General features: G+C 58.3%; 10 protein-coding genes. 9 read left to right on the forward strand and 1 reads right to left on the reverse strand.

The genetic code is table 11. From position 1 onward, the window contains the following. Positions 1–417: 417 nt before the first annotated feature. A complete protein-coding gene (locus tag AC1DXN_RS30560) occupies positions 418–1290 on the reverse strand; it encodes a LysR substrate-binding domain-containing protein (protein ID WP_477278414.1) in 873 nt (290 codons plus the stop codon). Positions 1291–1417: 127 nt separating this feature from the next. Here AC1DXN_RS30560 and AC1DXN_RS30565 point away from each other — a divergent pair, with 127 nt between their 5' ends. The 9 genes from AC1DXN_RS30565 (at position 1418) to AC1DXN_RS30605 (ending at position 11239) form a co-directional block, all read left to right on the forward strand. Further along, positions 1418–1804: an ectoine synthase gene (locus tag AC1DXN_RS30565; RefSeq protein ID WP_477278412.1), complete on the forward strand. Its 387-nt coding sequence runs from the start codon at positions 1418–1420 to the stop codon at positions 1802–1804. 325 nt (positions 1805–2129) lie between these two features. Then, positions 2130–3728 carry an ABC transporter substrate-binding protein gene (locus AC1DXN_RS30570; protein WP_477278410.1) on the forward strand — a complete coding sequence of 533 codons (1599 nt, stop codon included), beginning with the start codon at positions 2130–2132 and terminating at the stop codon, positions 3726–3728. Between the two features lie 5 nt (positions 3729–3733). After that, positions 3734–4675 (forward strand): ABC transporter permease, encoded by a 942-nt coding sequence (locus AC1DXN_RS30575; protein WP_477278408.1) that lies wholly within the window; start codon positions 3734–3736, stop codon positions 4673–4675. A 2-nt stretch (positions 4676–4677) separates the two neighbouring features. Further along, the gene (locus AC1DXN_RS30580; RefSeq protein ID WP_477278406.1) at positions 4678–5559 is read left to right on the forward strand and encodes an ABC transporter permease; all 882 of its coding nucleotides are present in this window, start codon (positions 4678–4680) and stop codon (positions 5557–5559) included. Between the two features lies 1 nt (position 5560). After that, complete coding sequence (locus AC1DXN_RS30585) at positions 5561–6568, forward strand: ABC transporter ATP-binding protein (protein WP_477278404.1); 1008 nt, start codon at positions 5561–5563, stop codon at positions 6566–6568. After that, positions 6565–7617, forward strand: a complete 1053-nt coding sequence (locus AC1DXN_RS30590; RefSeq protein ID WP_477278402.1) for an ABC transporter ATP-binding protein — start codon at positions 6565–6567, stop codon at positions 7615–7617. Before AC1DXN_RS30585 ends, AC1DXN_RS30590 begins: the two co-directional genes overlap by 4 nt. 77 nt (positions 7618–7694) lie before the next feature. Further along, the gene (locus AC1DXN_RS30595) at positions 7695–9059 is read left to right on the forward strand and encodes a CapA family protein (protein ID WP_477278400.1); all 1365 of its coding nucleotides are present in this window, start codon (positions 7695–7697) and stop codon (positions 9057–9059) included. Positions 9060–9171: 112 nt separating this feature from the next. Beyond that, on the forward strand, positions 9172–9993 hold the full coding sequence (locus tag AC1DXN_RS30600) for a gamma-glutamyl-gamma-aminobutyrate hydrolase family protein (protein ID WP_477278398.1): 822 nt from the start codon (positions 9172–9174) through the stop codon (positions 9991–9993). A gap of 112 nt (positions 9994–10105) precedes the next feature. Then, a complete protein-coding gene (locus AC1DXN_RS30605) occupies positions 10106–11239 on the forward strand; it encodes a M24 family metallopeptidase (protein ID WP_477421800.1) in 1134 nt (377 codons plus the stop codon). Positions 11240–12305 lie beyond the last annotated feature (1066 nt).

Genomic DNA, 12305 nt, shown 5'->3' on the forward strand with positions numbered 1-12305 from the left:
CGGCAGGGCGCTTTTTGAGGCGCCTGACGGATCGGCAGGGCGCTTTTTGAGGCGCCTGACGGATCAAGCCTTATCACCTGGGAGCGAGAGCCGGAATTCACCGCATCGTCGGAAGGGGTATGGGGGGCCGTCTGCGATGCGCCTGAGGGCACTATAACGATGTTTTCCTTCATGGTTTGCCGGCAGCCTTTGCATATGTCGAAGGCTGCTATAACGGGTGCTTCGAGGCACCCCTCCGTTCAGCAAACTTGAACCGACCAGGATGAAGGCATCGATCATTTGTCAGAGCACAAGCAGGTCCGTCACAGCATCCAGACGCTTTCGCAACTGGCAGAGTCGCTCGTGTTTCACGCCGCCGATACATCCGATTGTCTGAAATCACACCAACGACGTAACTCTTGAGGTCCTGAACCTCCATCAATTGGTACAGACTTGCATGAACCAGTCAGTGAACGCGTCTACCGATCGGTCCGCATCAAGGGCACGCAACAGGTAGTAACTTTGATCTTCAAGCGTCGCGATATCCGACAGAACGACAAGGTCGCCTCGGGTTATTTCCTGTCGGAACACCTGGATTGGACAAAGTGCTACGCCGTGGCCAGCCATGATTGCGCCCGCCAAAAGGTTGAAATCCTGATAAATCGGCCCGCGTAGCGGTTCCACTCGCTTTATTCCTGCCTTCTCGAACCACTCCGCCCAACCATCCAAGCTTCCATCGTGGAGGAGGTCCGCGTCTTCCAATCCATTGCTGCGCAGAATCTGGGGCTTCTGTATCAAATAGTGGGCGCTCGCCACGGGCTTGTTCATACGCGAGAATAGCCTGACGGACCGACAAGCCTCGTTGTTTGCGCGGCTAAGGGTGATCAAGACATCGTGCTTGTCGGGATCGAAAGCTTCCTGTGAATGGGCATATTCAACGCGCATATCTATGTCCGGATGCATAATCAGGAAGTCCTGAACAGCCGGCACGAGCCAGCGCGCAGCAATTGAGGGGATGCAGCCGACAGACAGCGGACTTCTGCCGAGCGTGCGCTTTACCCGCCGGGTCGAGGCCGAGATAACGCTTAGGGCAGTCGACACTGCCTCGTAGAACTCCTCGCCGGCAGAGGTGAGGGCGATACCACGTCCGACACGCTTGAACAGCCGTTGCCCGAGCCAATCCTCTAATTGCCTGATCTGCTGACTGACCGCCGAATGCGTCACATTAATCTCGCGGCTTGCACCAGTCATGCTCGCCAGCCGAGCCGCGGCCTCAAACGCTCTCAGCGTGTTGAGTGGGGGCAGTTGCATCTGTAAGCGTGCCTTTCATATCTATTAGAAACGAACGTTTGTTCACGGCGCCGCAATCGTGCATTGTTCTGTTCCAAAGCGCAAGTTATGGCGTCGTTAGATTGTAGATGTCCTTACAGGTGGAAACATGTTTGTCCGATCGGTCAATGAGATTCAGGGAACGGCACAGGATGTCGATTGGGGCAATGGGAAAAGCTATCGCCTGCTGGTCGAGGCCGACGGGATGGGATTTGCTGTTTGCCACACCGTCGTGGCGGCCGGTACGGAATCCCTGCTCCATTACAGAAATCACTTGGAGGCCTGCTACTGCATTTCCGGTGAAGGCGAAGTCGAAGACATGAGCGGCGCCGTCTATCCCATAAAGGCCGGCGATATTTATGTCCTGAATGAACACGACAAGCACTACCTTCGCGGCGGCAAACATGCTGATCTCGTCTTGGTCAGCGTGTTCAATCCACCTCTGAAAGGCACAGAGCGGCATGACCTGAAGAGCGGCGAGGGCTCGTCATACTGAGTGGTCGAAGGCCGGCCGCGGCGGCCTTGGCGATCCTGCCCGTATCCTCTTTGAATAGCGCGCTGATGACGCTTTTGTATCAATGGCCTCTGTTTCACTGGGCGCCTGGGAACAAGATCAAGCAAACAAGAGTGTTACTCCATGCTGCGAGTACATAGCGGGCGTCGCTGCCGGAAAGCGGCGCAGTGGATCCTCAAAACGCAGAAAGAAGCACCCCATCGCATGCTAGGTTTGGCTCGTTGGCTAGGAGCTGTGCATGCGACTCCAGGAACGACGCATATCAGTGGGATTGGCCGCAACATAAAACAAACAAGGGAACTCAAATATGAAAACGTCTCGACGCGAGCTCATGAAAATCGGTGTGGCCGCTGGGGTAACGATCTCAATGCCATCGTTCCTGCGCGCGCAAACGACGGCAGCGCGTACCGTTCGGATGGTGATGGGTGACCTTCAAGTCTTCGACCCTGTTTTTACGACATCTGACATTACGCAGTTTCACGGTTTGGCGATCTACGACACCCTGTTCGCGTTAAATTCCAACCTCGAGGCGAAGCCGCAGATGGTGGGTAAGTGGACGGTGTCCGACGACAAGAAGACCTACACATTCGAACTGCGGGATGGGCTGAGTTGGCACGACGGCACACCGGTCACGGCAGACGACTGTGTGGCTTCGATCCGCCGTTGGGGCGAGGTAGATCCGTCTGGACAACTGCTGTTGGAGCGGGCTGCAGACATCTCGAAGAAAGACGCTAGGACTTTCGCCATAGCACTCAAGGAGCCGTTTGGGCTGGTCGTTGAGCTTTTGGCCAACACGGCGGGGCGCCCTCTCTTTATCATGCGCGAGCAGGACGCGAAACGTCCTGCGACCGAGCAAGTGACCGCCAATATCGGCTCCGGGCCGTTCAAGTTCAATGCGGCTCTTACCAAGCCTGGCTCAAGCGTAACCTACGACCGCAACGAACACTACGTACCTCGCCAGGAGCCGGCGAGTGAATATGCCGGTGGGAAGGTGGTAAACGTTGATCGTGTCATCTGGGACAACATAACGGATCCGCAGACCTCGGTAGCAGCTCTGCAAGCAGAGGAGACCGATTTCCTGCTGCAGCCGCCTGCTGACCTATACCCAGCAATCGCGGCCGACCCCAACCTTGAGCTCCAAGTTCTAGCAAAATCGGGTCAGGACTATTACGCGCGGATTAACTTCCTGCAGAAGCCGTTCGACAACGTCAAGGCCCGCCAGGCGCTGCTGAATCTAATCGACCAAGAGGCGTTCCTCAAGGTCATCTCTTCCGATCCACAATACGGGGGCACCATTACTTCGCTGTTTGGTTCTAAAACCGCCTATTCGAACGATGAGAATACGGGATGGTATAAGAAGGGTGGCAACCCGGAAAAGGCCAAACAGCTTTTCCAAGAGGCAGGATACGCTGGCGAGAAGGTCCTCATTCTCACGCCGACAGATTGGCCGGAGGGCAATAATGCGTCACAGTTTCTGGCAGCCTCCCTCCAAAAGATCGGGGTGAATGCCGAGCTTGCGCCAATGACCTGGAGCGAGCTGTCCGCGCGCCGGGGGAATAAAGGACCCGTAGAGAGCGGGGGCTGGAGCATCTTCATAACAACTCAATCTGATTTCAGTCTCGGCAACCCGATCGGTTCGTCCTTCTTTCTCGCGAATGGCGAAAAGGCTTGGTACGGTTGGCCGAAGAGTGACGAGTTTGAGGCTCTCCGTGCCAAATGGGCCGATATCGGAACGCTGGAAGAGCGCAAAGAATTGGCCCGCGAGATGCAGCGCGTTTGGTGGGACTTCGTAGGAACGGTGTTCCTGTGTCAAGCGCTGTCGCCGAGCGCACACCGCAAGGCCCTCACCGATCTGGTTAGCACTCAGGGAGAATATCGCCCGATGTGGAACATGAAGAAGGTCTGAGGCTGTTGGTCACCTACATCCTTCGCAGAATGCTGTCGACCATCGCCGTCATGGCGATGGTCGGAGTCTTTGTGTTCCTACTTCTCAGGCTCGCGCCCGGAGACCCTGCTACGGTTATCGCTGGAAGGTCGGCCACCGCGGAGATGATCGCTGGCATCCGACAGCAACTGGGATTGAATGATCCTCTGGCGGTTCAGTTCGTGCACTGGGTATGGAACATGCTTGGTGGCGATTTCGGCAACTCAATCTTTGCCGGACGACCGGTCCTCGAGCTTATCTCGCAGCGGCTGGAGCCGACCCTGTCCCTGTCGCTCCTGACGATGATCCTTTCGGTGACGGTTGGAGTTTCCTTCGGCATTCTCGCCGCGGCGCGTGCCGGCGGTCTCATCGACCGCATCCTCACTGCCTTTTCGGCGTTCAGCTATTCCGTGCCGGTGTTCGTCATCGGCTATTTTCTGATCTACTTCTTCGCCATTCGGACACACTGGTTGCCGGTTCAGGGATACGTCCCGATGGACCAGGGCCTCGGATCTTGGTTTGTACACCTGATCTTGCCTACCGTGGCCCTGGGCCTCGGCTTCATTGCCTTCATCGCCCGCGTCACGCGGGCGAGCATGCTTGAGGTTCTGTCGGAAGACTTTATGCGAACGGCCGCTGCCAAGGGTGCTTCGTCCTATGCCATGCTTTTCCACCATGCCTTGAAGAATGCCGGCGTGCCGATCCTGACCGTCATCGGCATAAGCTTTGCTTATATGATCGGCGGCGTTGTCCTCACGGAGACGGTGTTTAACATACCGGGCATTGGTCGGCTGGTCGTCGATGCGATCAACAATCGCGACTATCCGATCATCCAGAGTGTGCTCATCCTGACTTCGGGCCTTTACGTCCTTATCAACCTCACGGTCGATCTCGCCTACACGCTGATCGATCCGCGCATCCGGTATTAATTGTGACGCTCTCCTCCGCAACAGCTGAGACCAAGCCAACTTCCCCGTCGCGAGTATCCGGCTCGATCCGGTTCGCAAGGCGGTACCCCCTGGTCCTGCTCGGCGGCGGCCTGCTGGCGATCTTGATCGTCCTGGCCCTCACTGCCCCGTTTTTTGCAGGCGATCCCGTGAACATGGATCCGTTCAAGCGCCTTCAGCAACCTTCCGCCGAACTGTGGTTCGGGAGCGATAATCTGGGCCGGGACGTGTTTGCCCGAACGATCTTCGGCGCCCGGATTTCTCTTCTGGTGGGGCTGTTATCGGCAGCGCTCGCTGCCATGGCCGGGCTTCTGATCGGTGTCATCGCCGGCTACAGCCGCAGTTTCGACAACGTCGTCATGCGGGTCATGGACGGCCTGATGTCGATCCCGACGATTCTGCTGGCGATTGCCCTCATTTCTCTGACAGGCCCCGGAATCGGCATCCTGATCGTCGCCATTGCGATCCCCGAGACGCCAGCCGTGGCGCGGCTGGTTCGTTCGGTGGTTCTGGGTGTTCGCGACCGTCCCTATGTGGAGGCCGCGCTTTGCGGTGGCGCGCGCCTGCCCAAGGTGCTGTGGCGGCATATCCTGCCAAGCACCATTCCGCCACTCATGGTCCAAGGCGCTACCGTCTGTGCCAGCGCAATCATGACAGAGGCGGGGCTGAGCTTCCTTGGCGTGGGCGTGCCGCCGGAGATTCCGAGCTGGGGAAACATGATCGCCAGTTCGCGCCTGTATCTCGCCATCGCCCCGTTGACGATCTTCGCCCCCGGTGTCTGCCTCGCCGTCACCGTCCTTGCCGTCAACCTGCTCGGCGACGGCCTGCGTGACCTGTTTGATCCCCGCGCCAGGCGGAGGCGCTGACATGCAGATGCATCAAACCGCTGGCACTGACGTGCTTCTCGACGTTCGAAATCTCGAGACGCACTTTTACGGCGAAGACAGCGTCACCCGTGCGCTCGGTGGCATCAGCTTCCAGGTCAAGAAAGGCGAGACGCTTGGCATCGTCGGCGAATCCGGATGCGGGAAGAGCGTCACCGCCCTTTCTATTCTTCGGCTGCTGCCGAAGTTGGGCGCCAGGACCGTCGGCGGCGAGATCCGCTTTCACGGACGCGACTTGCTTGAGCTGTCCGATCGCGAGATGCGAAAGGTCCGCGGCGATCAGATCGCCATGATCTTCCAGGAGCCGATGACCAGCCTGAACCCGGTCTATACGGTCGGCCGCCAGATTGCCGAGGCGGTGCAAATCCACACGAAAGCGTCCCGCTCGGTGGCTATGGCAAAGGCAGAAGAGATGCTGTGTCTCGTCCGCATCGCGGACCCCGCGCGCCGCGTCAATAACTACCCCCATGAAATGTCGGGCGGCATGCGCCAGCGCGCCATGATCGCCATGGCCCTGGCCTGCTCCCCGGAACTGTTGATTGCCGACGAGCCGACGACGGCGCTCGACGTCACCATCCAGGCGCAGATCCTGCGGCTGGTCGTCGACCTGAAGGAGCGCATGGGAACGGCCGTGATGTTCATCACGCATGACCTGGGCGTCGTCGCCGAGACGTGCCAGCGCGTCATCGTCATGTATGCTGGCCGGATCATAGAACAAGCCAACGTCATCGATCTGTTTGCGCGTCCCGCGCACCCCTACACTCAGGGCCTCATGCGCTCGGTGCCCGATCCGCGGCGAGGTCGCCAGCACCGCCTTCCGGAAATTCCAGGCATCGTGCCAAACCTGCGCGAGCCTATTGTCGGCTGCAGCTTTGCACCGCGCTGCCCGTTCGCGATCGATATTTGCCGCGAAAAGGCACCCGTCTTTCGTGATGTCGGGGCAAATCACGCCGCCGCATGCTGGCGCGCCGAAGAGGTGATGGGCGCATGAACGGTCCTTTGCTGAAAGTCGAGAACCTGACCAAGCATTATCCGATCGGGGCGGGATTGCTCAAGAAGACAATTCCAGTGGTGCGGGCTGTGGAGGATGTGTCCTTTTCCGTCGAGACAGGAGAGACACTTTGCATCGTTGGCGAATCCGGCTGCGGCAAATCCACGGTTGCCCGGCTCTTGATGCGACTGACGGATCCAACGGTTGGACGTGTCCTGATCGACGGGACCGACATTGCCGATCTTAAGAAGCATGAGCTTCGCGCGTATCGCCGTCGCATGCAGATGGTGTTTCAGGATCCTTACTCGTCACTGAACCCGCGTCTGACCGCCGGACAGATCATCACCGAGCCTGTCGAGAATTTCGAGCGGCTCAGCCGTAAGCAGCGCAATGCGCTTGCCGCGGAGCTTCTCCAGAAGGTGGGGATGTCGCCGCAGATGAAGGACAGGTTTCCGTCCGAGTTGTCGGGTGGTCAGCGACAGCGGCTCGGCATCGCGCGGGCACTGGCCCTTAAGCCGTCGCTCATCATCGCCGACGAGGCCGTGTCAGCGCTCGATGTTTCCGTGCAGGCACAGATCCTGAACCTGCTCATGGATCTGCAGCAGCAGCTGGGCATCGCCTTCGTCTTCATCTCGCATGATCTCGGTGTCGTGGAGCACATCGGCCACCGCGTCGCCGTCATGTATCTGGGGCGGATCGTGGAACTGGCTACGTGCGAGGCGTTGTTCGCCAAGCCCATCCATCCCTATTCCGAAGCGCTGATCGCGGCAGCACCTGTGCCGGATCCGATGCGGGCGCGGCTGGAGGTGCCCATCGAGGGCGAGGTGCCGAGCCCCATCAACCCGCCGAGCGGATGTGCGTTTCACCCACGTTGCCCGCTTGCGGTCGAGCGCTGCCGCCTCGAAGTGCCGCCGTTGGTGCCGATGGCAGACGGGCGGGTTGTGGCCTGTCATGTGCGCGCGCCGGCTACGGGCATGTCGGTTCCGCCGACCTTGGATGCCAAGTCTCTGCTCAGTGCTGCGGTCATGAAAGAGACCATACGGGTCTAACGTCTCAATAGCCTGGGACTGACACGGGCACCGGGTATCCATTCCACATCCGCTAGAAAGAAGAGAAAAAAGGGCCAATGGAAGAACATTCCCACGAGCACGATGGTCATCCAGATGGCGGGTATGACCTAATCGGATCGACCGCTACCAGCGTAGTGGACGGCTTCACGCTGGTGGCAGTCGGTGATCTGATTGTGACGCGGGCGCTCACAAAGGGTCATCATCCCGGCTTGAGCGAGGTTCTCGAGGTTCTTCGTAATGCCGATGTCACCTTCGGCAACATGGAAACCAACATCCTTGACATCCGATCGTTCGACGGAAGTCCGCAAGCCGAGCACGGCGGCGCCTATCACGTCAGCCTGCCAGAGCTCGGACCTGATCTGAAGGCCATGGGCTTCAACCTGGTGAGCTACGCCAACAACCACACCTTCGAGTGGGGTGTTGAGGGCATGCGCGAGACGTGCCGGGCACTCAATCAGAACGGGATCGTTTACGCTGGCGTTGGCGAAAATCTCGCGCAAGCCAGTGCCGCCCGTTTCCTGGAGACATCGCGAGGCCGCGTGGCGTTGGTATCGTTTGCCTCAACGTTTACGCCTATGTCTCGTGCGTGCGATCCTGCCGGCGAGGCGCCTGGCCGACCCGGCCTCAATCCCCTTCGTCTGGAAGAAAGCATCGTTGTCCCTGCCGCGATGCTGGAGAACTTGCGGCAAGTCCGCGATGCGCTGCCCAATTATCGGTCCGGCCATGACGATCCAAATCGCCTCACGCTGGCTGGAGCGACGTACAAGGCGGGCGACCAGGCCGGCTACAGCTACCAGCCCAATCCGAGCGATGTCGCCGATATTCTGCGCAACGCGCGCCAGGGCAAGCAGTTCGCCGATTTCTGCATCGTGACCAACCATGGGCATGAGCCTGGCAATTGGAGCCAGCAACCGCCCGACCATGAGCAATCCCTTGCGCATCAAATGATTGATGCCGGAGCTGACGCATACATCGTGCACGGGCCGCATCAACTGAGAGGCATCGAGATCTATAAGGGCAGGCCGATCCTCTACAGCGTGGGCAACTTCATCATGGACGACCTGCGCACGCCCGTCGGCGCCGACATGTTCGCGGCTTACGGCAAGGACCCACGGACCAACACCGATGCCGAGGTGACGTTGGCAGAGATGGCACAAGGATACGAGACCGATCCGGGATTTTCAGATCCGGTGTTCTACGAGAGCATTGTTGCCGTGAGCCGGTTTCAGGATAACCGACTTGCCGAATTGCGGCTCTATCCCATCGAGCTTGGACATGCTCGCAGATTTGCCAATCGCGGCGTCCCCCGACTCGCTGTCGGCCAGCAAGCAAGCCGAATTCTGGAGCGCCTGCGGACCCTGTCGAAGCCATTTGGAACTGAGATCGCCATCGAAGACGGCATTGGAATTATCGAGGGGTGAGTAGTGCATCAAGCCAACGCCGCGCGACGAGAAGCACAGCACCCTACGATCAAGCCGGTGAAGCTTGGAGCCGCGTCTCCGTAAGACACTCAAAGAATGAAGGGTCACCAAAATGTCGCAGGGCAGAGCCGCAACGGCTGATTCATTTGTGGTCTCGCCACAGAGTCGCGCGTCGCAGCCGAGCCAGCCGCTTGTTGCGGTCTCGGCGGATGTTCGGGAATTGCATAACTATCTTTGGCACGCGGCGCCCCAACAGTATCTTGAGGCGGCGGTCGCAGGGGCCGGGGTGTTTCCTGTGGTGGTGCCTTCATTTGGTGACCGGCTCGACTTTGACCAGCTCTTTGGCGCTGTCGATGGCGTGATGATAACGGGTTCAGGATCGAACGTGCATCCCGCGCTTTATGGCGGCGATGCGCATGAAGCGAATGGTCCTTATGACACAGCGCGGGATTCAACGACGCTGCCTTTGATCAGAAAGGCAATCGACCAAGGAGTTCCTTTGCTAGCCATCTGTCGAGGACTGCAGGAGATGAATGTGGCGTTCGGTGGCACGCTGGCAACCGAAATCCAGGATCGGCCCGCCGCACTTGATCATCGAGCGCCCCCGAGTGAAAGCCGTGATGAACAGTTTGCCATCCGCCAAGCGCTGATCGTCAAGCCCGGTAGCTGCCTTTCCAGGATGCTTGGTTCTGAAAGCGTCACGGTAAATTCGCTGCACCGCCAAGCGATCGATCGCCTGGGAACCCAGCTCGAGGTCGAGGCTGTTGCCGAGGATGGAGCTGTGGAGGCGGTGTCGGTGCGGAATGCACGGGGCTTCGCGGTCGGCGTCCAGTGGCATCCTGAATATTGGGTGAAATCCGACGAAACATCGGCGCGCATTTTTCGCGCATTCGGAGAAGCAGTGCGTGCCCACGCAGCGAGCAGGATCGCCTAACGAGAGCTGTAGAATAAGAACAAATCTCAAAGTCTGACACAGGGTTCCGGTATTCGGGTCATTTGAAATTCAGCCCCTACGTCAGGCTATGAGTATACATAGGAATAGTTTGATGACACAGCCTCCACTCTTCCCGCCGCTCTTTTCCATCGAGGAATTCCGCTCTCGCCTCGCGGCATTGCGTAGCATCATGGCTGATCGGCGGATTGACCTACTTATCGTGGACCAATCCGAACATAGGGCGTATTTCAGCGGTTTCTGGTCGACTGCGGCCATGTACCAAGCCTTGCTTATTCCGATTGACCAAGAGCCGGTCGCAGTCATCCGGGGCCTCGATGCTCCGTGCTTTAGCGAGGCGAGTCGGTTCAGTGAATGCGTGGCGTTTGCCGATAATGAAAATCCGATCGAGGTCRTGGCAGAGACGATCAATAGCCGCGGTTTTGGGAGCTCTGTCGTCGGCGTTGAACGCGACAGCCATTTCCTTACCGTAAACCGAGCATTGGAGCTCGAGGCCCTGCTACCAAGTGCCAAGTTCGTTGATTTCTCACGTTTCATATGGGAAATGCGGCTGGTCAAATCCCCGCTTGAACTTGCCTGCCTCAAGGTGGCCGCCGAGATCTGCGACCGCGCAGCCGCTGCCGCCTTCGAAATAGCTCTGCCTGGAGTAAAGGAGCGTGAGGTTTTCGCAGCCATGACCAGTGAAGCGTGGCGCAACGGCGCGGATAATGCGCAGGTCGCCGTCATCTCGTCTGGACCTTCGACATCGTTTCACGCCTCACTCAGCGACCGCGTGTTGGAGGAGGGGGACATCGTGTTTGTGGAACCAGTCCCCCACTTTCGCGGCTACACCGCGCGATTGATGCGCCCCAAAGCAATCGGTGCGCCGACGGATGAGCAAATCCGGGCAGCTGAAACGTTGATACGGATTCAAGACGAACAATTCCGCACCATGAGGCCTGGCGCAAATGCAAAGGATGTCGACCGGGTTGTTCGCGAGGGGACCTTGGCGGCTGGACTGCGCGACAGCTACACCGGTATCACCGGTTATACGCTCGGCCTCAAGTGTTCTCCTCGCACCAGTGATTTCACTCGCATCTTCCTTGGAGACAGCAACTGGCAGCTGGAGGAAAACCAAGTCTTCCACATGTACACCTCTGCAAAGGGCCTGCCGTTTAGCGAAACGGTCGTCGTTACACCCGATGGCGGGAAACGCCTAACGACAATGGAACGAAAGCTCTTCTGCTGACCTCCATCATTGGGGACTACCCATGACGGCACGTAGCTGAGCCATGATGCTTGGAATGGGTTAGAGGGTACGGGCGTCGCCGACCGGCAACCTTCAAACGCAATATTAACAGATCTATTCGAAGGAGGTGCAAGTGACGACCCTGGGTGTTTTGTGCCTATCGAACGATGGCGACTATACTGGTCAGAACCCTGACTTCGGCCTAGGTATTGCCGACCCACGCCGCTACGAATCCGCACCAGTATGGAAGCAAGTCCCTGGAGCTTGGGCCAGCAATGTTGTCTTGGGGGACGCTGCTTGTGAGAGTGCTTATGTAAAGGCAGCGCAAGAGCTTGTAGAGGAAGGGGCTCGTGCAATCACATGTGACTGCGGCTTTACAGTGCGATATCAGCATGCAATTGCGGCAGCCGTACCCGTGCCAGTATCGACGTCGAGCCTTCTTCTACTTCCCACGCTGTTGTCCAGTGTGGCTGCAAACAAGAAAATCGCGGTACTCACTGCGGATTCACGATGCATGGATGCCGGCATTATGGATACGCTAGGTATCACGCAGCGATCGCGATTGATTGTCGAAGGGCTCGAAGGCACGGCGACCTACTCCTACATGTGGGCCGAGAGAGGCAAGATAAATGTAGACAAAGTCTTGGCGGATACGGATGACATCATCGCCCGTCTCCGTCAGTGGGAGACTATTGGGGCTGTCCTTTGTGAGTGTACAATATTTGTAAGGGTCTCGTCTCGAATACGAAGGGCCACCCGATTGCCTGTATATGACGCCGCAAATAACGCAGCGCTCCTTATGGCGGCGGTCGGCTAGCCAGCCCTTTGCCCATAGATCTCGTACCACACGGATAGCAGGCTGCAGTGTCTGACGCGCGGATCTCGAACGAGCATGCTGCCACCCTGGGCAGCTGTCAAACTTTGATTATCAGGTTTGGATAACCCGCCGACCTTGAAGGATGAAGTGAGGAGCATAACACGACAATGCTGACCAACGATCTACTGTCGCCAGAAGAGCGCGAAGCCGTCATCGAAATGCGGCATGCCATGCATCGGGAACCTGAAC

It is taken from the genome of Mesorhizobium sp. P2_H9 (assembly GCF_056403215.1).

What these genes read in the sequence shown, in the direction of transcription:
- AC1DXN_RS30560 (WP_477278414.1), bottom strand. Translation starts at nt 1,290, where the DNA reads ATGCAACTGCCCCCACTCAACACGCTGAGAGCGTTTGAGGCCGCGGCT.
- AC1DXN_RS30565 (WP_477278412.1), top strand. Translation starts at nt 1,418, where the DNA reads ATGTTTGTCCGATCGGTCAATGAGATTCAGGGAACGGCACAGGATGTC.
- AC1DXN_RS30570 (WP_477278410.1), top strand. Translation starts at nt 2,130, where the DNA reads ATGAAAACGTCTCGACGCGAGCTCATGAAAATCGGTGTGGCCGCTGGG.
- AC1DXN_RS30585 (WP_477278404.1), top strand. Translation starts at nt 5,561, where the DNA reads ATGCAGATGCATCAAACCGCTGGCACTGACGTGCTTCTCGACGTTCGA.
- AC1DXN_RS30590 (WP_477278402.1), top strand. Translation starts at nt 6,565, where the DNA reads ATGAACGGTCCTTTGCTGAAAGTCGAGAACCTGACCAAGCATTATCCG.
- AC1DXN_RS30595 (WP_477278400.1), top strand. Translation starts at nt 7,695, where the DNA reads ATGGAAGAACATTCCCACGAGCACGATGGTCATCCAGATGGCGGGTAT.
- AC1DXN_RS30600 (WP_477278398.1), top strand. Translation starts at nt 9,172, where the DNA reads ATGTCGCAGGGCAGAGCCGCAACGGCTGATTCATTTGTGGTCTCGCCA.